13 protein-coding genes are annotated in these 23,292 nt (G+C 66.0%); 5 read left to right on the forward strand and 8 right to left on the reverse strand.

All coding sequences use genetic code 11. The features are described from left to right. Nucleotides 1-197: 197 nt before the first annotated feature. The 5 genes from CH305_RS04325 to CH305_RS04345 all read right to left on the reverse strand — a co-directional run bounded on the left by CH305_RS04325 (nucleotide 198) and on the right by CH305_RS04345 (nucleotide 5,029). A complete protein-coding gene (locus CH305_RS04325; RefSeq protein WP_052057737.1) occupies nucleotides 198-614 on the reverse strand; it encodes a heat shock protein transcriptional repressor HspR in 417 nt (138 codons plus the stop codon). Continuing rightward, nucleotides 614-1,789: a molecular chaperone DnaJ gene (gene dnaJ / locus CH305_RS04330; protein ID WP_032376214.1), complete on the reverse strand. Its 1,176-nt coding sequence runs from the start codon at nucleotides 1,787-1,789 to the stop codon at nucleotides 614-616. Before dnaJ ends, CH305_RS04325 begins: the two co-directional genes overlap by 1 nt. 31 nt (nucleotides 1,790-1,820) lie before the next feature. Then, complete coding sequence (gene grpE / locus CH305_RS04335) at nucleotides 1,821-2,453, reverse strand: nucleotide exchange factor GrpE (protein WP_094702889.1); 633 nt, start codon at nucleotides 2,451-2,453, stop codon at nucleotides 1,821-1,823. Further along, complete coding sequence (dnaK, locus tag CH305_RS04340) at nucleotides 2,450-4,294, reverse strand: molecular chaperone DnaK (RefSeq protein ID WP_032376212.1); 1,845 nt, start codon at nucleotides 4,292-4,294, stop codon at nucleotides 2,450-2,452. The genes grpE and dnaK overlap by 4 nt, the downstream gene beginning before the upstream one ends. Nucleotides 4,295-4,531: 237 nt before the next feature. Beyond that, nucleotides 4,532-5,029, reverse strand: coding sequence for a Pro-kumamolisin, activation domain family protein (locus CH305_RS04345; RefSeq protein WP_094702891.1), 498 nt, complete (start codon nucleotides 5,027-5,029; stop codon nucleotides 4,532-4,534). A gap of 295 nt (nucleotides 5,030-5,324) precedes the next feature. On the opposite strand from CH305_RS04345, the gene treS reads away from it, so the two are divergent. The 3 genes from treS (at nucleotide 5,325) to CH305_RS04360 (ending at nucleotide 12,774) form a co-directional block, all read left to right on the forward strand. Continuing rightward, nucleotides 5,325-7,505 carry a maltose alpha-D-glucosyltransferase gene (gene treS / locus CH305_RS04350; protein WP_094702893.1) on the forward strand — a complete coding sequence of 727 codons (2,181 nt, stop codon included), beginning with the start codon at nucleotides 5,325-5,327 and terminating at the stop codon, nucleotides 7,503-7,505. A gap of 40 nt (nucleotides 7,506-7,545) precedes the next feature. Continuing rightward, a complete protein-coding gene (locus CH305_RS04355) occupies nucleotides 7,546-8,094 on the forward strand; it encodes a hypothetical protein (RefSeq protein WP_143545236.1) in 549 nt (182 codons plus the stop codon). 75 nt (nucleotides 8,095-8,169) lie between these two features. Continuing rightward, nucleotides 8,170-12,774 (forward strand): EAL domain-containing protein, encoded by a 4,605-nt coding sequence (locus CH305_RS04360; RefSeq protein WP_094702897.1) that lies wholly within the window; start codon nucleotides 8,170-8,172, stop codon nucleotides 12,772-12,774. 4 nt (nucleotides 12,775-12,778) lie between these two features. Here the strand turns inward: CH305_RS04360 and CH305_RS04365 are convergent, their stop codons facing one another. From CH305_RS04365 to CH305_RS29685, 3 genes are all read right to left on the reverse strand, one after another. After that, nucleotides 12,779-14,239 (reverse strand): dynamin family protein, encoded by a 1,461-nt coding sequence (locus tag CH305_RS04365; protein WP_094702898.1) that lies wholly within the window; start codon nucleotides 14,237-14,239, stop codon nucleotides 12,779-12,781. Then, nucleotides 14,236-16,044, reverse strand: coding sequence for a dynamin family protein (locus tag CH305_RS04370; protein ID WP_094702899.1), 1,809 nt, complete (start codon nucleotides 16,042-16,044; stop codon nucleotides 14,236-14,238). Before CH305_RS04370 ends, CH305_RS04365 begins: the two co-directional genes overlap by 4 nt. Before the next feature lie 112 nt (nucleotides 16,045-16,156). Continuing rightward, nucleotides 16,157-18,697, reverse strand: a complete 2,541-nt coding sequence (locus CH305_RS29685; RefSeq protein ID WP_094702979.1) for an IniB N-terminal domain-containing protein — start codon at nucleotides 18,695-18,697, stop codon at nucleotides 16,157-16,159. A gap of 261 nt (nucleotides 18,698-18,958) precedes the next feature. On the opposite strand from CH305_RS29685, the gene CH305_RS04380 reads away from it, so the two are divergent. Further along, nucleotides 18,959-20,728, forward strand: a complete 1,770-nt coding sequence (locus CH305_RS04380) for an Hsp70 family protein (RefSeq protein WP_094702900.1) — start codon at nucleotides 18,959-18,961, stop codon at nucleotides 20,726-20,728. A 7-nt stretch (nucleotides 20,729-20,735) separates the two neighbouring features. Beyond that, the gene (locus tag CH305_RS04385; protein WP_094702902.1) at nucleotides 20,736-23,243 is read left to right on the forward strand and encodes a helix-turn-helix transcriptional regulator; all 2,508 of its coding nucleotides are present in this window, start codon (nucleotides 20,736-20,738) and stop codon (nucleotides 23,241-23,243) included. The last annotated feature ends 49 nt before the right edge of the window (nucleotides 23,244-23,292 follow it).

Here is a 23,292-nt window from a genome sequence, read left to right on the forward strand (position 1 = left end):
CACCATCTCCCGAATCTGCTCCCCCGTGAACTCAGCACTCAACATGCGATAACCCTCCATAGCTTCTCGAATGACTCACCAGAAGCTTGGCAAAGAGGGCGCGCGCGGAATAGTGAGCGAATCAGGGACGACAATGCGCGCATCTGACAAATGCGCGCGCGTTTGCGAGGATCTGAGCCCGCAAAGAGGCGGCGAACCTAGCGCTGGTGCTTCGGCTTCCAGACCACCAGGGCGTTGCGTTGAATCGGCACCAGGTCGCGGCGATAGCTGGCGTGCACGGCTGCCAACTCCTGAGCCAGTTCGCTGATTCGCGACTGCAGAGCCTCGACCTGATTGGTGAGCTCGATGATGCGCTTGATGCCGGCGAGGTTGACGCCCTCGTCCTGCGAGAGTCGCTGCACTTCACGGAGCAGTGCGACGTCACGCGGGGAGTAGCGTCGACCGCCGCCGGTGGTGCGGTGCGGGGTGACCAGTCCGAGCCTGTCGTAGGTACGCAGCGTCTGCGCGTGCATACCGGCCAGCTGTGCCGCCACGGAGATCACGAAGATCTGCGCGTCGGGATCAGCTTGCGCTCCACCGTTTTTCGGGGAACCGCCCTCGGGAGGGACCGACATCACACACCTGCCCACCCGGCCCGCGGGTCGAATCCGCTGGCCTTCTCGGCTTCCAGATAGTTCTTCAGAGCGTCGGTGGCAGCATCGTCCAGTTTCTGCGGGACGGCAACTTTGACGGTCACCATCAGGTCGCCGGTACCGGACTTCTTCGGGATACCGCGTCCACGCACCCGCAGCACTCGGCCGTCGACGGTCCCCGGTGGCACCTTCACTCCGACGCGACCCTCGAGGGTGGGCACCGACAGCGTTGTACCGAGCACCAGTTCGCCGTAGCTCACCGGAACGGTCACCGTCAGATCGTCGTTGTTGCGGCCGAACACCTTGTCGGGCTTGACCCGTACTGTCACGAACAGGTCGCCCGATGGCGCTCCGCGCAGACCCGCTTCGCCTTGACCGGCGAGCCTGACCTTCTGCCCGTCGCTGATGCCGGCCGGTACACGCACGGTGATGGTGCGGGTCCGGTTCTGCACTCCGGTTCCACGGCAGTCGACGCACGGGTCGTCGATGATGGACCCGCTGCCACGGCAGTCGTCACACGGCTCACTGAAGCCGAACGCGCCTTGATTTCTGTTGACGACGCCTTGGCCGTTGCATTTGGGGCACACCCGCGGGCTGGTTCCTGGCTTTGCGCCGCTGCCGTGGCAGGTGGTGCACGAGGACGGGCTGGTCAACTTCAGGGGGACCGTAACGCCCTGTGCCGCTTCACGGAACTGCAGCGAGGTCTCGGTCTCGACGTCGCTGCCGCGTCGGGGCCGATTGCTCTGCGGGCGCTGTTGAGCGCCACCGCGATTGAACAGGCCACCGAAGAGGTCGCCGATTCCGCCGTCGCCGCCGCCTTGACCGAAGATGTCGCCGACGTCGAAGGTCTGGCCGCCACCGCCGAATCCGCCTGCGCCGGGCGAGAATCCACCGCCGCCGCGGCTACCGAACCCGCCCGAGGCGAACAGCCGTCGTGCTTCGTCGTATTCCTTGCGCTTGGCCGGGTCTGCGAGCACGGCGTGCGCCTCGCTGACCGCCTTGAACTTGTTCTCGGCCGAGGCGTTGCCCGGATTGGCATCGGGATGGTTGTCCCGGGCCAACTTTCGGTACGCCTTCTTGATTTCTTCTGCAGTCGCGCTGGAGGAAACGCCCAGCTCCTTGTAGAAGTCCTTCTCGATCCACTCCCGCTGGCTCACCGGGCGTTTCCTCCTCTCGCGCTACTTCTGTTTACTGCTCGTCGGACGCAGGTGCATCCGATTCTTGTGCTGCACTGTCCACGACGCCGACCATCGCGGTCCGCAGAACGCGTTCGCCGAGCTTGTAGCCCGGACGCATCAGCGTCCCGACGACGGGACTGCTGCCGTCGCCCTCGTGGGAGACGGCCTCGTGGATGGCCGGGTCGAAGGCGTCGCCCTCGGCTCCGAAGGTGGTCAGGCCAATGTTCGAGAACACCCCTGCCAACTTGTCTGCCACTGCCTTGAGCGGTCCGGTTTCGAGATCGCCGTGCTGGCGAGCTCGCTCGAGGTCGTCGAGAACCGGGAGAAGCTGCGAGACGACGGACGCCTTCGCGTTCTCCGCTCCGGTCTGCTTCTCGCGGTCGGTACGACGCCGGTAGTTGGCGTACTCCGCCGACACGCGCTGCAGATCTGCGGTGAGTTCGGCGACCTGCGTGTCACGCGGGTCTTCCACGATGTCTCCGTCGACGGTCCCTTCGTCCACCGAGTCGGGCTGGGGCGCAGCCCCGGTGCCCACGAGGGGCTCCGGAATTGCGTCACCTTCCCGTACTTCACCGGTCTCGGGATCGATCTTTCGCTTGTCCACGAAAGTGACCGGTTCTTGCTCGGTGTTCTCCGACGTCACTTCTTGTCCGTGTCGTCGGCGGGCTCGTCGACAACCTCTGCGTCGACGACACCGTCGTCAGCGGCCTGGGCGCCACCCTCTGCCCCGCCCTGCTCCTTGGCCTGAGCCTCGTAGATGGCGGTGCCGAGAGCCTGCGACTCGGTCGAGAGCTTCTCCACGGCGGTCTTGACTGCCGAGATGTCGCTGCCCGCGAGAGCCGTCTTGGCGTCGGCGATTGCGGTTTCGACGCGTCCCTTGAGCTCGGCGTCGACCTTGTCCTCGTTGTCCTTGACGAACTTCTCCGTCTGGTGGACGAGGGACTCGGCCTGGTTGCGAACCTCGGCCTCTTCGCGACGAGCCTTGTCCTCGTCTGCGTGAGCTTCCGCGTCGGCGACCATGCGGTCGATCTCTTCCTTGGACAAGCCGGAGCCGTCCTGGATCTTGATCGTGTTTTCCTTGCCGGTGCCCTTGTCCTTGGCCGTGACGTGCACGATGCCGTTGGCGTCGATGTCGAAGGTGACCTCGATCTGCGGGACGCCGCGAGGAGCCGGGGGCAGCTCGGTCAGCTCGAACGAGCCGAGGAGCTTGTTGTGCGAGGCGATCTCGCGCTCACCCTGGAAGACCTGGATCTGCACCGAGGGCTGATTGTCGTCAGCGGTGGTGAAGGTCTCGGAACGCTTCGTCGGGATGGTGGTGTTGCGCTCGATGAGCTTGGTCATGACGCCACCCTTGGTTTCGATACCGAGGGACAGCGGCGTGACGTCGAGGAGCAGAACGTCCTTGACCTCACCCTTGAGCACACCGGCCTGCAGTGCAGCACCGACGGCCACGACCTCGTCCGGGTTGACGCCCTTGTTGGGCTCGCGTCCACCGGAGAGTTCCTTGACCAGCTCGGAGACGGCGGGCATACGCGTCGAACCACCGACGAGAACGACGTGGTCGATGTCCTTGACGGCAATGCCGGAGTCCTTGACCACTGCCTGGAACGGCGCACGGGTGCGGTCGAGCAGGTCGGAGGTGATCTTCTGGAACTCCGAGCGGCTGAGCTGCTCGTCGAGGAAGAGCGGGTTCTTGTCGCCGTCGACCGTGATGTACGGGAGGTTGATCGAGGTGCTCTGCCCGGAGGACAGTTCGATCTTCGCCTTCTCGGCGGCCTCACGCAGACGCTGCAGCGCCATCTTGTCCTTGGTCAGATCGATGCCGTTCTGAGCCTTGAACTTGTCGACGAGCCAGGTCACGATGCGCTCGTCCCAGTCGTCGCCACCGAGGTGGTTGTCGCCGGACGTCGCGCGAACCTCGACGACGCCGTCGCCGATTTCCAACAGCGAGACGTCGAACGTGCCGCCACCGAGGTCGAACACGAGAATGGTCTGCTCGCTGTCGCCCTTGTCCAGGCCGTATGCGAGAGCTGCCGCGGTGGGCTCGTTGACGATGCGCAGGACGTTGAGGCCGGCGATCTGGCCGGCTTCCTTCGTGGCCTGACGCTGTGCGTCCTCGAAGTACGCGGGAACGGTGATGACCGCGTCGGTGATTTCCTCACCCAGGTAGGCCTCGGCGTCGCGCTTGAGCTTCTGCAGCGTGCGCGCGGAGATTTCCTGAGGGGTGTACTTCTTACCGTCGATCTCCACGGTCCAGTCCGTGCCGACGTGGCGCTTCACGGAACGAATCGTGCGATCGACGTTGGTGACCGCCTGGTTCTTCGCGGGCTGGCCGACCAGCACTTCACCGTTCTTGGCGAAAGCGACGATCGACGGGGTGGTGCGTGATCCCTCGGAGTTGGCGACGACAACCGGTTCGCCGCCCTCGAGGACGGACACGACCGAGTTGGTGGTCCCGAGGTCGATACCGACCGCACGAGCCATAATGTTTCCTCCTGTTATTGCTGGGGTTCAGTCCCTGGGTGAGCGAACTCCGCTCAAGTTTGCACAACGGGATCTTCTCCGTCAACTTCCAACTTGAGCCTCATCCACTCAAGGCTGCTGACCTGCACAACGGAGGGTGTGGCGAATTTGTTCCCACTGCCGCAGGCACACACAGCAGTACGCCGCGACGATCAACGGGGATCGTCGCGGCGCAGCGGGAGGAAAGTCGGACGAGAATTACTCGGCAGGCTCCTCGGCCGGCGCGGGGATGCAGCTGTGGCTGAGCAGCCCGGCCGTGATGTTGTTCATGAAGTCGGCGTCGAGGGCGCTCGCGAAGGCCGCGGCACCGGCGGGACGAGCGACCCACTCACGATCGACCGACGGCACGGTGTACGTCGCCGACTCGCCTGCCTTGATGGTCGTCTCGGCGTTCTGACCCTGGACGCCCGGCAGTGCGCCGTAGTTGACGTTGACGTTCGACGCGTCGTCCGCGCCGACGTTGTCGACCTTGACCTGCAGCGCCACGACGCCACCCTCGGGGGCGTCCTTCACCGTGGTGTCACAGACAGCGGACATGGCGACCACCAGGTCGGGGCTTTCGAGCACGACCGAGCCGAGCGGGCCCACCGGCTCTTCCGGTTCGGCCGAGGCCATGGGCACGAGGACGACCGCACCGATGCCGGCGGCCAGGGCGGCCGTCGAGGCCAGGATCGATGTGCGGGCAAGACGTCGCATGGACAACTCCTGTAGCTGAGGGGATGTGACCCGTGAGTCTGATGTGACTGGAGGGGCAGTTGGTACTTGACTCACTATGGCCTATCGGAATCAGACATTCCACACCAGGCGGTCTCGATTCGATGACGTTCGCATATCGAAGGAAACGCCCCCGCCGAATGACATTCGTGTAGTTCGGCGTAGGTTTCACCGGTCGACCGGCAAGGTTTCGCCCGTCGAGGATCAGGGGAACCACAACCCTGCGGATCGGCCGCGCCCTACGTAGGGTTGAAGAAAAGCGAGGCTACGGAGGCACATGGATCCCGAAGTGCAGCACGAACCGAGCGAGATCACCTACGACGAGAAGTTCTACCCGGCTCGGCCGAAACCACTTCGCCCCTCGGTGCGCCGCGCCAACCGGAGCAACAGTCCCACTCCCGACAGCGAACCGGTTGCGTCGAACCCGGAGTACGTGGACTGGCTCACCGAACAGTCGATGCTGCGCGACGCCAAGCTGATCGCCGAGCAGCTCTCGGGCAAGGGCAGCATGTGGCAGAACCCGTATGCCGATCCCGATCCTCGCGCCGCCGTCGAGCGCGCCCCGGTGTGGTTCACCGCTTACCCCATCTCGGTGATCAACGCTCCGCAGACGAGTTTTCTGAGCACCCTCGGCGACGAGAAGCTGTGGCAGGCATTCTCCGAAATCGGTGTCACCGCAGTGCATACCGGCCCCGTCAAGGTGGCAGGCGGCATTCACGGCTGGCGGCCGACCCCCTCGGTCGACGGCCACTTCGACCGCATCGGCATGCAGATCGACCCCGCATTCGGATCGGAAGAAGAGTTCCGACGCCTGTGCGTGGTGGCCTCGGCATACGACGGCATCGTCATCGACGACATCGTGCCCGGTCACACCGGCAAGGGTGCGGACTTCCGCCTCGCCGAGATGGCCGTGGCCGATTACCCGGGCATCTATCACATGGTGGAGATCGAACCGCAGGACTGGCACCTGCTGCCCCGAGTGCGCGCCGGAGCCGATTCGCAGAACATCGACGCCGAGGCCGAGGCCAATCTCGCTCGCGCCGGCTACATCATCGGCCAGCTGCAGCGAGTGATCTTCTACGAGCTCGGCGTGAAGGAAACCAACTGGAGCGCAACACCTCCCGTCGTCGGCATCGACGGCGTCGAGCGTCGTTGGGTGTACCTGCACTACTTCAAGGCCGGTCAGCCGTCGATCAACTGGCTCGACCCCTCCTTCGCCGGTATGCGACTGGTGATCGGCGACGCCTGCCACTCCATCGCCGACCTCGGCGCAGGCGCACTGCGCTTGGACGCCAACGGTTTTCTCGGCGTCGAGCGTCGAGCGGAAGGTCCGGGCTGGTCCGAGGGCCATCCTCTGTCCGAGGCCGCGAACCACCTGATCGCCAGCGTGGTGCGCAAGATGGGCGGGTTCACCTTCCAGGAGTTGAACCTGACGATCGACGACATCAAGGCCATGGGTACCAACGGTGCCGACCTGTCGTACGACTTCATCAACCGCCCCGCGTATCAGCATGCACTGGTCATGGGAAACACCGAATTCCTCAGGCTCACCATGACTTTGGCGCGTGATCATGGTGTCGACACGGCATCTCTTGTACATGCGCTGCAGAATCACGACGAGATGACGTTCGAGCTCATCCACTTCGCCACCCTGCATGCGGAGGACGAGTTCTCCTACGGCGGCGAGACGGTCAAAGGCTGCGACCTGGGCGATCGCATTCGCGGCGAACTGACCGATCGGCTCACCGGACGCTGGGCACCGTACAACCGGACGTTCACCACCAACGGAATCGCTTGCACCACAGCAAGTGTCATCACCGCATCGCTCGGTATCCGAGATCTCGACCGAATGGACGAGGCAGACATCGAGACGGTCAAGCGTGCCCACCTGCTGTTGGCGATGTACAACGCGTGGCAGCCGGGCGTGTTCGCGCTGTCGGGCTGGGATCTGCTGGGTATTCTGCCCATCGATGCCGCAGAGGTCGACGACCTCATTCGGGAAGGTGACACTCGCTGGATCAACCGCGGCGCACACGATCTGATGGGGTACTTCCCCGAGGCCGTGCGCTCGGAATCCGGAATCCCACGCGGGCGCAGCCTCTACGGCTCACTTCCCGAGCAGCTGGCCGACCCGCAGTCGTTCGCCCGCCAACTGGCGCGAATCATCGAGCTGCGCAAGCGGTTCGGTATCGCCACCGCCCAGCAGATCGACATCCCTACCGTCTCGCACAAGGGCCTGCTGGTGATGGTGCACCAACTCAGCCAAGGGACCATCCAGGCCACGGTGCTCAACTTCTCGTCCGAGGAGATCAGCGCAACCATTCAGTCCAAGCACCTGGTGCCCGGCACGTGCGCCATCGACGTGTACGACGACAACGAGATCGCAACCGTCGACGAGCTGAACAGCTTCCCGATGACACTGCGTCCGTACGAGGGCGTGGCGGTGGTGCTGCGCTGAGGCGGCGTCCCATCGCCTCGGCCCGATAGACTGCTGGATCGTGGCCGAAGAAGAGATGGACCCGACCTCACGCAGGCCTCGGCCTGCGCGTCCGCAACCGCCGCGGCCGGATGTTGTCGTCGAGCCGCTTCGGCCGCGGGAAGAGCCGACTCACTCGGTCTTACCGACGGTCGCGACTGCTTTGTGGGCTTTGACAGCGGCGCTGGTCCTCGCATTGGCCGCTGCCGTCGCGCTGAACTGGGATTCCGTTCTCTCCGGCGTCGAAGCTGCCGTCTCACAGCAGGATTCGACGGCAAGTTCGGCCGACCTACGCAACACGGCCTCGGCCACCCTGCTCTCGAGCGGTGCCGCGTCGGCGGTGCTGATTCTCCTTGGCTTCGTCGCGCTGAATCTGATGCGAGGCGCAGCGACATCCTCGAAGGTCCTGATGGGCGCGGTCGGCATTCTCACCGTCGGCGCGGCCGTGACGTTCTCGACCTTCGTCTCCGACGCCCCCGCGCTGCTCGGCGGTGTTCTGCAGTGGGGACCGTTCGTCGTGGCAACTACAGCGGCCGCCAGCACGGTAGTTGCACTGACACCGCGGCGCTGACACACGTCTCCGAAGGACGAACGCCGACGGCCTCGGTGTGGCATCGTAAGGCACGATGCCGAGGAGGCCCTGCTGGTGGTTGACGAAAGCAAGAACCATCCCAGATTGCGGGTCGTCGGTGTGGGGAGCTCGGCCGGCGGCCTGGACGCGGTCGCGAGATTACTGGCCGACGCGCAGCCGACCTCACCGTGGTGTTTCATCCTCGCGCAGCATCGCGCACCGTCAGCCGAAAGCGCGCTGGTCGATCTCATTTCTCGTCACACGAGACTGACAGTCATCGATGCGGTCGACGGGGGCCCGCTGGAGAGCGGCGTCGTATACGTATCTCCTCCCGGTTCCGACATCGTCGTCGAGGACGGAGCAATCAGGCTCCCAGCCCCCGGGCCAAGTAGTAGACCGTCGCCCAGCATCGATCGACTACTGTCAACGCTGGCCGACGAATACGGGACCGATTCGGTCGCGGTCATTCTCTCGGGCACCGGCCACGACGGCAGCGTCGGGTGTGCGGCGATTCGCGCGGCGGGGGGCGTCGTCGCCGCCCAGGATCCAGTCACCGCAACCTTCGAGGAGATGCCTAGCTCGGCGATACGCACCGGTGCAGTGAACACGACTGCTCCACCGGAATCGTTGGCCGCCGAACTGCACGCAATTCTCTTCGGAGATCCGTTACCCGAACCCGACACGACTGCCGACCCGAGGCTCCTCTCGACACCGGACACCGAGGCCCCGTCCGTGTCGGGTACCGAGAGCAACGGGGTCGACCTCGACGAGGCGGAACTCGAACCGATCATCGACAGCCTGCATCAGGTCACCGGCATCGACTACTCCGGCTACAAACGCTCCACCCTGAGCCGCCAGATCGAACGCCGCAGGCGCATCCGCGGCATGTCGCTCACCGACTATGCCGCCGGACTGTCCGCCGATATCGGCGAGGCCGGCGCGCTGGCTCGGGCCGTTCTCGTGAGCGTGACGGCATTCTTTCGCGACAGTACGGTCTGGGAAAGCCTCGAGCCGCGACTACACACCCTCGCCCGATCTCTGCCCGCCCACGAGACGGTGCGCCTGTGGGTTCCGGGATGCGCAACCGGCGAGGAGGCCTATACGGCGGCGATGCTGGCCGCCCAGGCACTGGACGGGACCGGGGGCGATCTCAGGGCTCGGTTGAAAGTGTTCGCCACCGATCTCGACGAGGCCGCGTTGACCGTAGCGCGACGCGGCCACTACAGTGCCGAGTCGATAGCGCCTGTGCCGCAACGACTCCGAGACCGCTGGATGTATCATTCCCCATCGGGTTGGTCCGTGATCCCCGAGCTACGCGAATGCATGGTCATTGCCCGGCACAATGTCGCCTACGATCCCCCGTTTCCGCGCATCCATCTGATCTCGTTGCGCAACACACTGATCTACTTCGAGCCGCGATTGCAGGCCCGGGTGATGGACCTGTGCCACTACGCGTTGGCCGACGACGGACTGATCGTTCTCGGCTTGTCCGAACGTATTTCGACTATCGATGCAGTGTTCACGGCGGTCGACTACGCGAACCGCATCTATCGGCGCAGCAATTCCGGCCGCCTTCTCTCGATCGCTGTCGGTCAACGCCCACAGAGCCCGACACCGCGGGCGGGCATCCAGCCGGCCGTCACCTCCGCGCGCGCAACGAGCGAATTGCCCTACCGGCGCATTCTGCAGATCATGGCTCCGCCGATGCTGATCCTCGACGACCGCGAAGTCCTGGTCGAGGTGATCGGCGATGTCTCCGCGTGGTGCAGCCTCGGCGAGGGCAGGCAAACCGGCGCGGTCATCGAGATCCTCCGTGATCCCTACCGGCTGGCAGTTCGAACGCTACTGGGTCAGCTACGTCAGACTGGCTCGACCACCGCGCAACTGACAGTCGGTGAGCAGACGCCGGTTCGGATATCAGCGTTCCGCATCCTCGCGGAATCGACCACACGCACGGCCATTTCGTTCCAGAAAGACCCTTCGTCCGGCCGTCCCGATGGTTCCGACCAGGACACTGACGGCGCTCTGCACAGTCTCGACATCAGCGCCGAGCTCGACTCGACACAGCGCGCGCTCGAGTCTCTCGTTGCAGATCTGGGCACCTCGAACGAGGAACTCCAAGCGATGAACGAGGAGCTTCAGGCCTCCGCGGAGGAGCTCCAGGCCACCACAGAGGAAGCCCAGGCATCCAACGAGGAGCTCGAAGCAACCAACGAGGAGCTGACTACCCTCAACCAGGAGTTGCAAGCCCGAACGAACGAGGCATTGCGCGCCAATACCGACCTGACGAACATTCAGACATCGTTGACGAGCGGGCTGATCATCGTCGACCGTGAGTTGCGGGTGACCCGATTCACCCCGCTTGCCGTGCGCCTGTTCTCCTTGATCGACGAGGATCGTGGCCGCCCTCTCACAGCCATACCGACGACCGTCGCCATCTCCGGCCTCGCAGATGATTTGATCGCCACCCGCGACGACCGGCAGTCCCGGCTCCGTGAGATAACCAGCCAGAGCGCAGACTATCTTCTGCAAACCCAGCCCTACGTGGGCTCCGACGGCGCAGTGCAGGGCGTCATCGTGGTCGTGACCGATGTGGGCGATATCAGCTCGACCAGGCGCGATCGAGATGCGGCGCTGAACAACTTCCACCTCGTCGCCGATTCCATCCGCGAAATGGTCTGGCAGCGCGATGAATCCGGCCGCCTGACCTTCATCAACTCGAAAGTAGAAGAGATCTACGGACTCGACCGAGCTCAGGTTCTCGCGGACCCGAGCCTGTTGCTGTCCGCCGTACACGCGGACGATCGGGACCGCGTGGCCACCATCTCCGCTGCAGCAGGACGGGACTGGCGGGCGGAGTATCGAATCGTCCGCCCCGATGGTTCGATCCGTTGGATCGAAGAGGTCGCGCAGTCGGTCCACCGTAGCGACTCGGGTCCGCGATCGATCATCGGCAGCGCCGTGGACGTGACCGATCGTCATCGCATCGAGGCCCAGGCAGCCGAACGAACTGCGGTGCTCGACGCCCTATCCGGCTCGATCACCGCGGGAATCGTCATTCTCGACCGAGAGGGCCGGATCCTCACTGTGAGCAGTGGTTTCGCGTCGATCACCCGGTTCGGTTCCGCGGAATTGTCCGGCACGCCACTGTCCATGCTCATCGATCGGCGCGCCGGAACCGATGTCGGGACGTCGGCTTCCCTGATTGAACTACCGGACGACGGTACCTTCGACAGCTGGAGCGTCGTCGACGCGCACGGCCAGTCTCATCCGGTCAGCATCGAATTCCATTCCGTGTCCAAGCCGACCGAGTCGGCCACAGCGCCGCACACAGTAGCCATCGTGCACGACATCTCCCGAATTCGAGCGATCAGTGCGGACCTCGCCGCGCGAGAACAGTTCGATCGCCACACCGGTTTGCTGAGCAGACAGTTCTTTCGCTCGCGAACCGTCGAACTGCTCAGTTCCTCGCCGCGCGGTGTGGCTGCGCTGTGGATCGACCTGGACGGGTTCAAGGAGATAAACGACCGATTCGGTCATCGAGCAGGGGATATCGTGCTGGCCACGGTGGCGAACCGACTGCAACAAGCGGCTCGTCGACACGACATCGTCGGCCGGCTCGGTGGTGACGAATTCGCAATTCTGGTCACCCGGGCCGAGGATCTCGACGGACTCGAAGTTCTCGCCCACCGAATTCTCCAGGACATACGCAATCCCATCACCTTGGCCGATTCGACCGCATACATAGCTGCATCGATCGGTATAGCCGTCTACCCCGGTGACGGCTCGACCGCGGACGAGTTGCTGCACAACGCAGATACGGCCATGTACGCCGCGAAGAAGAGCGGCCGTGATCGCCACATGTACTTCGCGTCGAACATGAACTCCGTCGCGGACAAACGCGCGGCGATTCGCCATCGGCTGGGGGAAGCATTTCGCAACAACGACTTCGAGCTTCACTACCAGCCGATTGTCGACGTCGCCACAGGCCGGGCCACGATGCTCGAAGCTCTGATCCGATGGCGATTCGACGGAAAGATAGTGCCTGCACAGGAGTTCATCGATCACGCCACTCAGACGGGGCACCTGAGAGCACTGGGAAAAATCGTCCTGACGCTGCTCGACGCGGATCTCGCGACCCTGGAACGAGAGCTCGGTGGCAACCGACCACAGGTGTCGGTGAACTTCTCCGGTACCGAATTGGACGAACGAGAAATCATCGACCGCCTCGTCACGTGGATGCCGCCCGGCGGTTTCGAGAAACTCGTCATCGAGGTCACCGAGTCCTCGTTGGTCGACGAACACGGTCGGGCTCGCGACACGCTCGGCATCCTCAGCCGCTTCGGAGCCAGTGTCAGCATCGACGATTTCGGTACCGGCTACTCCAATCTCGAACTCCTCGACCGGCTCGAACCCAGCATCATCAAGATCGATCGGACCCTGTTGCAGAATGCCCTCGAGCACGGTCGCGGGACCAACATCTTCGATGCTGCAGTGCAACTCGCACACGCCCTGGAGGCACGCACAATCGCCGAAGGCGTCGAGGACCAGGCTATGTGGGACTACGTCGCGGAACGCGACGTAGATATGGCACAGGGCCACCACATAGCGCGGCCGATGCCGCTGGGCGAAGTCATCGCGTGGCTGGCCGAATCCGCTGCGGCACCGGATCCGAGCTGAATGCTCAACCGATCGTGGCGAGTATCCCCTCGGCGCTGCGCGCGGCGAGGGCGCACGAGCCAGAGGTGAACTGATCCAGCAGTGGGTGCTCGGACAACCCCCGCCACTTGTGTACTGCCGCCAACGCGACCTCGCGTTGCTGGGCGCGACCGGCATCGGCCGGCAGATTCAGGCGTTCGGTGGCGGAAATGCCGAACCCGCCGATGACGCGCTGCAGGTCCAGCAGAGCACCTTCCGGGAGTTTCGGTGTGGTGGAACGCAATCGGCCGAGCAGACGCAGTTCGGCAAAGCCGTGCACGTCCGCCAGCATCCGCCCGGCTTCGGTACGCAAGGCATGCGATTCCGGCCGGAACTCCAGAATTCGCTGCAATGCAACCAGAGCCGAATGCAATTTCAGTTGGTCGGCCCGCTGACCGAACTGCACGTCGATCACCGAGCGCAGTTCGCTCAAACCGCTGCGTTCGACCAGATCGGCTGCAAGCGTCGGTGAATCGCGCACCCCCAGTCGAATCAGAGTGACCGCCATCCGAATTCCGAACAAACCGAAGCGGTCCACGATGCTGGCCCGCAGCGCCGCGTCGACGGGCAGCGTGCTCTCGGGTCGCGCGAAGCGATCGGCCGAGAGCATCGCCAACTGCAGATCCTCGGTCGGTACCGTCGCCAGCATCTCGAACGCAGCGAACTCGTTCTGCCGCAATGTTTCCGCACCGAGTGCGAGCAAACCCGCAACCGGGACCACCGCCTGGCACAAACCGGTGGCCTCGAGCTCGGACGCGAACCTCGCAGCGACCTCCTTGGCCGACATCATCGCGTCCATCCGGCCAGAGCCGACCTCGTCGGCCCGCGAGACCACCCCGATCACCCCCAGTGGCCCCGAATCACCACCCACGTGCGCGCCGATCTGCCCGAGAAACGACACGTCCGACGCGTTGAGCGTGCGCAGCAGATACACGACGGCGTCGGCACCGGAGGACGAGTTCTCGGGGGTGAGCATGGCCAACGTGCGCGCCGAGACATCGCGTGAGAGCGACGACGTGCCCGGGGTGTCGATGATCGTCGTCTGCGCCAAAGTGCTGGCGGGCCATTCGACGTCCAAGCGATCGACCTGCGCGGCCGTCAACGACCCCAGATCGAAGGTCAATCGGCCATCCCGTCGCTGCACCGGAACGTTCGCGGCCCGGTCGCCGTCGTACCAGGCGGTGACGGCGGGGGTGACGCCGTTGCGATACCACGTGACGACCTTGGTGCATTCGGTGGCGTCGGTCGGAGCAATATCCTGCCCCACAAGCGAATTCAGCAGTGTGGATTTTCCGGCCTTGAGCGATCCCGCCAGGGCCACCCGCAGCGGCTCGTCCAGGCGGTACAGACATTCGTCGAGCATCCACGAGGCTTCGGCGTCCCCCGCGTACGTCGATCGAGCAGCCGAGATCAGGTCACGTGCCCGGTTCAGAGCCGTCACGCTCATACCGCGGTGTCCTTGACGAGAGCGATTGCCCGAGAGTTCAAATCGGCTGCCACTCGCAGGTCCTGCTCCAGCTGAGCAATGCGGGCGGCACGGTTCGTATTGTCGGCCGCGGCAGCTTCCTGCGCCGAGCGCAGGGACTCGTTCAGCGACCGCAGAGTCTGTTCGGCGATCGAGGTGAAGTGATCGCGTAGTACCCGCTGGATCTGCCGCAGCCGGTCCTTCGACTCCTTGCCGACCTGAAAGCTGACGTCGTCGGTGAAGCGGCGGATCGCCATCTTGGCCTCGGAACGACGTGCTTTGACGCGGTTTTCCTTGTCCTCCTTGTATGCCTTGGTGCCCAGCAGAACACCCGCGCCGATCGAGATCGGGTTGAGCAGGCTCAACCCGACGAATGTGGTGATCAGGCCGAACATGAGGACACCGCCGTAGGAGCCGCGCATCCCTACGAGAACCTTCTGCGTGATACCGACACGACCGGATTCCAGCTCGGCCAACGACGAGACGGGTTCGAGGACGTTGTCCAGATCGCCGAGGTCGAGATCCGGCAGCGCCGCCGCCCCGGAGGACGCGAAGTGCTCGGCCACCAACTCCGAGAGCCACAATGCCCGCTCGTGCGCCCACACGAAGTTGTCGCCCACCGACGCGGCGATCTGCTCCTCGAGCCATTCGCCCAGTTGCGGCCAGTCCTTGCCCGGATCCCCCTCGTCGACGGTTTCCTCCGCCTCCCGGGTGACGCGGCGCAACCGGTCGCGTAGATCGTGATCGATATCGGACGCCAGATCGGCGATGCCGTCACCGAGTGTCTGCTGCCATTGCGACGAGCGCTTGTGCAGTTCTTCGGCAGCGGATTTGGCGCGCTGCAGACCGGCGACGGCCGCGGCCGCCCGCTCCGGATCCTTCAGCGCCGCAAGCTCACTGCCGAACGAGAGCGACAGGTGCTCGGTGACCGAGCGAACGTCGAGTGAGACCGACGCGCGAGCCAGTACGTCCGCGCGTGCCACGACGTCGTCGCGCAGAAACGCGTAGAGCTGCTGAAAACCGGACTCGGCGTTGAGCTCCTCGTCGTTCAAACGCAGTGCGTGAGAGCGCAACAGAGACGATACCGGGAGCATCTGTACTTCGAGGCCGCCGCGATCGAGGTGCCCGCGATTGGCCTCGACGATCTGCCGCCAGTGCGGGTACAGATCGATCTTGGTGATCAGCACGGCTACGGCCGGGCACAAACCTTGCACCTGCCGGAGAAAGGACAGTTCGGGCTCGGTGAATTCGCGGGAGGCGTCGGACACGACGAGTACTGCGTCGGCGGACGGAATGAGTCCCAATGTTCCTGCAGCGTGCGGATTTCCGTGCCCACCGACACCCGGTGTATCGACCAGCACCAGACCGTCGGCGAGCAGTGGACTCGGCACTCCGATGTCCAGCCGCAACACTTCACGACCCTGAGCTCGGGGACTCGCCGGGGTGACGGTCGTGACTTCTTCGGCCGGCACGTCGACGCGGATGGGCTCACTACCCGGATCTGCGAGAACGAGCTGCGCGGAGAAACTCTCGGCGTTGGACACCACCGTCGGGATGGCCGTGGTCTCGTCGTCGCCGACCGAGCACACCGTCAGATTGAGCAGCGAATTCACGAACTGACTCTTGCCCTGCTTGAGCGGTCCGACCACGATGATGCGTCGGCGTGGATCCAGGACTCTCGACCGTGCCGCCTCGACTCGATCCACCAGGTCGGATCTTCCCGCCGATGTCGCCACCGCCGCGGTGCGATTCAACAGCTCGGCCAGCTCCGTTGTGTGCCCGTCCATACTCTCGCTTCACAACCCGTTCTCGTCGACGTCCCCAACAGAACTCTAGCGACGACGCGGCCCCGAGTGTGACGAACGCACTCGGGGCCGTGCACTGGTGTCGCTGACCGAATCAGGGGTGCAGCGGATCGATGTCGTGATCGACCGTCACAGCGTGGCCGAGAGAATCGGCTGCCGAGTCCACCGAGCCGTGCAGGCTGCCGTCGCTGAACAGACTCGAATCGCTCTCGGCCTGTCCGAAGACGTTGGAGTCGACACTCGACCAGCCCGTCCCGGACGCGGTTGCGCCGCCGTCGAAGGAGCTGGAGTGCTCGAACGATCCCGACGCTGCACCGTTCGCGGCCGAGGAAAGACTGCCGCCTGCATTCGCCAGTCCCTCCGCACCGGATTCCAGACCACCGGTGACGCTGCCCGCTGCCTGTCCACCGATGTCGGCAGCGGAATCAAACCCGCCGCCCACGGACGCCGCAGCGTCGGCACCAGCATCCAAACCCGTACCCACGGTGGAGGCGATGCCTCCTCCGAGCGAAGCACCGGCGTCGAGTCCGCCACCGACGTTCGACACGATCTCGCCGCCCACCGAGGTTCCCGCGTCGACCACTCCGCCTGCCGCACCTTCGAGGCCGCCGGCAACGGATCCTGCCGTATTCGCAGCTCCTTCGAGGCCTGCGCCTGCGGATGCTGCCGCGTCGATTCCGGTGCTGATGCCACCGGTCACAGCTCCTTCGAGTCCGGCTCCGGCCTGAGCCGCAGCGTCGACGCTGCCGGAAACTCCGCCGGCAACCCCGCCTGCCAGACCGCCACCGAGGCTGCCGAGGCCGGCGAGGCCACCCGACAAGCCGGCTCCCGCGTCGCCCAGGCCGGCAAGTCCGCCGGTCAGGCCCGCACCGGCATTCCCGACGGCTGCGAGGCCACCGGTGACATCCGCACCCACGTTTCCGACGGCTCCGAGGCCGCCGGTCACGTCTGCGCCGACCTGGCCGAGTCCGGCCAGTCCGCCGGTCAGGCCCGCGCCCACTCCGCCGAGTCCGGCGAGCCCGCCGGTCAGGCCGGCACCCACGCCGCCCACTCCGGCCAGACCGCCCGACAGATCTGCGCCGACTCCGCCCACTCCGGCGAGTGCTGCGTCGACGGTTCCCGTGAGATCGGCTCCGGCGGCTACTGCTGTATCGATCGCTCCGGACAGTCCTGCGCTCAGGTCGGCTCCGGCACCGAGTACGGCTCCGAGGTCGAGGGCTGCGCCGGTGTCGAGCACTGTGTCGAGTGCGGTGCCGAGCTGGGCTCCGGCGGTGCCGCCGACGCCGAATGCGGCTCCGAGGAGGCCCTCGAGGTTCCCGGCAACTCCACCGGCACCGGCAACTCCACCGGCCAGGCCACCTGCGAGCCCGCCGGCGATGTCGCCGCCGATGCCGGCACCTGCGCCGAGGACTCCCTCCACTGCGGTGTCGAGGGCAGCGGTCAGGCCGCCGATCGCGCTGGTGTCGAGGTCCAGTGCCGTTCCGAGTGCGCCGCCGACGACCGCGCCGACGCTGCCGCCCGCAGCCAGCAGGGCGTCGACGTCGAGGTCTGCGAGCGCACCGGCGTCGAGGACGGCTCCGAGTGCGGTTCCGATGGATCCCGCGATGGCACCGTCGGCTGCGAACAGCCCACCGAGGCTGGCGCCGACGCCACCCGCGATGTCGCCGACCAGTGCGCCACCGGCACCGAGTGCTCCGTCCAGGGCTGCACCGACATCGGTCGTCAGATCTGCACCGACGGTGCCGAGACCTGCCAGTGCGCCGCCGATGCCCGCGGTCAGAGCGGCACCGAGGTCACCTGCGATGTCGAGGCCGGCTCCGGCACCGAGGACGGCGTCGAAGACTCCACCGAGCGCCGTGCCGAGCTCGGCTCCGACGGTTCCGCCGACTCCGAAGATCGCGCCGAGCGCGCCGCTCAGTCCACCCTGGATGTCGGCCAGTGCGCCGAGGTCGACGGCACCGGTCGCGCCGAGGGCGGCGTCGAGGGCGGCCTGCAGTTGTGCGGTGATGTCTCCGCCGATCGCTCCCCCGATGCCCGCGCCCGCTCCGAGAAGACCGGTCAACGCAGCGCCGAGACCGACGGTTCCGCCGAGCAGACCGTCGAGGTCCAGATCCAGACCTCCACCGACACCGCCGCCGATTCCGCCACCGATGCCTGCGCCTGCGCCGATCAAGGCGTCGAGGGCACCACCGAATGCAGCGCCGAGCTCCACGCCGATCTGGCCGCCGACCGCCAGCGCGGCGGCGAGGGCTGCCTGCAGGGACGCGGCGATCTCACCCGTCACGTCGATTCCGCCGGTCAGGCTGCCGCCTGCAGCCAGTCCGCCGCCGGCGACTGCGCCTGCAGCCAGTCCGAGTCCGGCCGACAATCCGCCGCCGAGGCTCGCGCCTCCGGCGAGTGCGCCCTCGAGGCCGGCCGATCCGCCTGCGCCCAGGATGGCCGACAGCTGGCTGCCCGCTCCGGCGAACAGACCCGACTCGGCGACCAGGGGTGCCACGGCGACGATGTCTGCGTGGGTCACGTCGCCGAGGCCGGCAGCGGCCAGCGTCGTCTCGGGGTTGGCGCAGTAGGCCGCTGCAGCCTGGTCGTCGCGCAGCAGGCTGAGAATGAAATCGAGTACGGCGTTGGTAGCCATCTGGGTCTCCTTGACGAGTGGTACTTCGTGGTTGATCACAAAGCTATGCATCGAAGAGCCCCCGCCCAACGGGGCCGATCCCCCTACTACCCCGGGGGTCGCCAGGGGGCTTTCGTTAGGGGATCTGGGCGCTTTAGGGGATTTCACTCGTTTCGCGCTCTAACCTGCTGTGAGACGTAACGAACAACGAACGCAGTCCGACAGTGCGAGTGACGGCAGTACCACTGACGGCTGGGGCGAGATGAAGGCGGCGACACCACTATGAACGCAGGGCTCGGCATACGTATCGGTTCGGTGACAGCGGCTGCTGCACTCGACACCGACCCCGTGACCTCGGTGGTCAAGCGTTCGGCACTCGACCTTCGCCCCGGCGCGGCCCCGAGCCTGGCCGAGCTGTGGGACCGATCGGCCCGCCACCTGATCAGCGGATTCGCCGACCGAGTGGGCGACCCGGTGGAACTCATCGACGACGACGGCCGCAGTCACCGCGCCGAGGATCTGTACGCCACAGCCGCTCGCGCACTCGTGGCCGAGGTGTCCGCCGGAGCCGATTCCGCCCCCACGGTCGTCGTCACCCACCCCACCCGCTGGACGGCGTACACAGCGGAGGCCCTCGGTGAGGCGCTGGACCGCGCCGGACTGGCCGATGTCACGCTGGTACCCGAGTCCGTTGCCACGATGCGCTGGCTCGAAGTGACTCGCGGAACACAGTCAGACGGCCTCGCCGTGATCTACGACCTGGGTGCCAGCGCCCTCGACGTGACCCTGATTCGGACCGGCACCGACGCGGGAGTCGTCGGCAGCGGTGTCCATTCGCAGGAATTCGGCGGTGCGCAGTTCGATCACGCGATCATGCAGTACGTCCTCGATACCGTCTCGGGAAGTCAGTCGTTCGAGTTCGATCCGTTCGACCCCGACACCGTGGGTGCGCTGGTGGAACTGCGAGCCCGGTGTGGCCAGGCCAAGGAACAACTGTCCTACGACACGTCCACCTCGCTCACTGTCGACCTGCCCGGTCTGCACACCGAGGTTCGCCTGGTGCGCTCCGAGATCGAAGAGCTGGTACGCGCATCGCTGCTGGCATCCGTGGGGGTCGTTCGGGACGCCGTGGCCGCCGCAGGACTCGAGGTCACCGACATCGACCAGGTGGTGCTCGTCGGCGGCAGCTCGGCCATCCCCCTCGTTGCCGAACTCATCTCGTCCGAACTGCGCGCCCCCGTCGTCGCCGGACCTCGTCCGGAACTGACCGTCGCGATCGGAGCCGCGATACTCGGAAGCGACATCGCCGACGCCACCGCCGCAGAAGACGCAGCGTCCCTGGCTGCGGTCCCCACGGCCTCCGTGGCCTCTGCCGCACCCACAGTTTCGGCCGCGCCGATGCCGCGCCCAACCCCCAGACCGGCACCGACGCCTACTGCCGTCGAATCCGACGCAGGCATGTCGGGCCGTAAGAAGGCCGGCCTGGTCGCCGGATCCGTGGTCGTCCTCGCGCTTCTCGCCGGCGGAGGCTTGTCGGTGGGTACAGCGTTGACCTCCGACAACACCGCTCCGGCCGAGTCCAACGCCGAGATCTCGAGCACCCAAACACCGGGAACCACCTCCGCAGTTGCGGACGCCCAGCCCACGACGGCCGCTCCCGGCGAGAACGACGCCGCTGCAGTCGGATCCGAGGGCACCCCCACCACGGTCGTCAACGCCGACGGCACGGTGACGCAGATCGATCCGGCCACCGGCGCACCGGTTGCGGGATCCCCTGCCCCCGCCGCGGCCGCTGCCGACAACGGCGCAGCAACCGTGCCGACCATCCCGTCGGTCGCGGCCCCGACGGTTCCCAGCTACCAACCACCTGCTGTGCAGGTCCCGAGCGTACAGGTTCCCAGCTACCAAGGCCCCACTCTCGGCGATGTCGGTCAAGGCGTGGGTCAGGGGCTCGGCGGCGTGGTCGGCGGAGTCGGTGACGGGCTCGGCGGTGCGGTCGGTGGCGTCGGCGACGGGCTCGGCGGAGTCGTCGGCGGCCTGACCGGCCGCTGAGTCGACCGTGATCAGCATCCGACCATCCCTCGTCGGCGTCGAACGCGCCGATCGTTTCGTTCGTGATGCCCTCGACACCACTGGTTTTCATGTTGTCGTCGGAGTGAACGGCTCCGGTCGCTCCGCTGTTCTCGACGCGATCGCGGCGTCGGTGGATCCGCATCCGGGCAGCATCGCCGATGCACCGTCCGGCTCGACGGTTCTCGTCGACGACGCGCATCTGCTGTCGGAGCAGAGGTTGGACGAGATCGCTGCGGCGGCAACTCGCTCGGATATCACGCTGGTCGTGGCGACGGCTCCGCGCGAGTTCGACTCTCGCATCGAGAAGTTGGTCGCGTCGGCCGGTTCCGGTCGACTGACTCTGGTTCCGCTGGACAAGACGTCGATCGCCGCACGAGCAGCCGCCACTGCACGGCCCATCTCTGCGGCACTGGCCAATGCGATCGCGAAGTCCACCGGGGGAATTCTTGCCGCCGTCGACGCCGCTCTTGCCGCGCTCGGCGCAGAACTCTCCGACCCAGCTCCCCTGCGAGCGGTCTCCGAAGCCGTTGCTGCACAGCATCGTCGGATGTTGCTCGACACCGCCGACGACACTCGGGCACTGCTGCTCGCGGCTCGATTCGGTATCGCTCCTGAGCCCGCGACGGCCGTGCAGCTCGTCGCGCGCTCGAACGAGGTCGAATCTGTCGTCGACCTCGCCTGCAGCTCCGGCTTGCTCGACTCCACCGGCGCATTGGTTACGGCCGCCGAGGTTCCCTTGACCGAGCTGATCGGCGATCGGCGCTGCCGCGTACTGCTCCAGTCCGTCACCGACGTCGCAGCCCGATCCCGCCTGCTCGACGCCACCGCCGCGCGTGCGTTGGCGCAGCGCGGCGTCGTTCATGCCAGTCTGGCCGATTTTCTTGTACAGCAGGCAGATTCGGCGTCGGTCGAGACTGCAGGCGCGCTGTACGATGCCGCCGTCGATGCCGGTTTCGATCCGGCGGTGCTCGCCGCCCGGCGGGCCGAGGTCGCGGCCGCCGCCGGCGATCTGGACGAGGCGGGGCGCTACGCCGATGTGATCCTCGACAGCGCCGCCGTCTGCGACTCCTCGGATCTGCGGACAGCGGTTCGAGTCTCGGCCTCGATTGCCGCGCAGCGCGGAATGCTCTCCCGCAGCGCACAACTGTTCGTCTGGCTCGGCGAGGATCGACTCGGGCCCGATGGGGTGTGGGCCGCGCTGTCCGCTGCCGCAGCCGGTGATCGCGGCGGCGCGGACCGGTCGATGACCGCCGTGTCCGCGCTTGCGCCGACGTCGAGCACTGCGTCCGGCACCTTCCTGGTGGCCGGCGTCCTCGGGTCCATCGATTCTCGCAGTGCAGCCGAGTCGAGCGCTGCCGCACACTCACTGATGCGGTCAATGTCGTTGACCGGCAACGTCTCCGATCGTTCGTGTGCCACCGACACCGCCGCGGCCGTCGCGGCCCTTCATGCGGTGCACTGCGGCGACCTCGCTCGCGTCGATTCCATCCTGGCGCGGGCGCTGCCGGAACGGCGTCCAGGATCCGAGGCACACACCCGACTGATCCTCCTGGGGGCTTGGGCGTCGATGCTGCGGGGCGATGCAGTCGAAACGAGCTCTGCGCTCGATACCCTCCGGATTCCTTTGTCCCACATGCGTAATCAGCTCTTCCTGCACGCGATCCGGGTAGGCCTGGCCCGCAGATCGGGTGACGCAGGATCGCTGATGACGGCATGGACCGGTGCACAGAACGTCATCGCCGAATACTCGGCAGATCTGTTCGCGCTGCTACCTCTGGGCGAATTACTCTTGGCTGCAACCCGACTCGGCCAGGTCGACCGCGTCGAACACCTTGTGGGGCAGGCCTCCGATCTGCTCGCCGCGCTCGGAGATCCGCCCGTCTGGGCGTCGGCTCTGCACTGGTATCAGGTTCAGGCGGCCATCGTGGCGCAGACTCCGGACGCGCTGGTGCCGCACGCCAAGGCTCTCGCGGCAGCCGCTCCCACCCACCCCTACAGCGCCGCCCTCGCCGCGGCCGGTCGCGCCTGGCTCGGCGTGTTGCAGGGCAGGCCCGATCCGACCGATGTGGAGAATTCGGCACGAACGCTGACGGCGTTCGGACTGCCCTGGGACGGAGCCCGATTGGCCAGCGAGGCCGCGCTGACCGTCAGCGATACCGCGACCGCAACCGCACTGCTGCACATCGCCAGGTCGCTGCGTCAAACCGGATCGCAACCGCCCAACTCGCACCGACGCGACGCTTCGGGAACCACGCCGACACCGACGGGTTCGCTGAGCGAACGCGAGGCCGAGGTCGCCGAGTTGCTCGTGCTCGGAGTCACGTACCGCGAGGTGGGCAGCCGCCTCTACATCTCCCCGAAGACCGTCGAACATCATGTGGCTCGTATACGGCGCAGGCTCGGGGCGGAGTCTCGTTCGGAGCTCATCTCGATGCTGCGCGCCATGGGATACGGAGGCTCCACCAGCGCAGCGACCGGCAGTGTAACTGTGTGAGGGCCCGAAGCGACATAACGACCGACCATCGGTAACCGATCAGAACAGG

This window comes from Rhodococcus sp. 15-649-2-2 (genome assembly GCF_002258645.1).
Classification (GTDB): Bacteria; Actinomycetota; Actinomycetes; order Mycobacteriales; family Mycobacteriaceae; genus Rhodococcoides.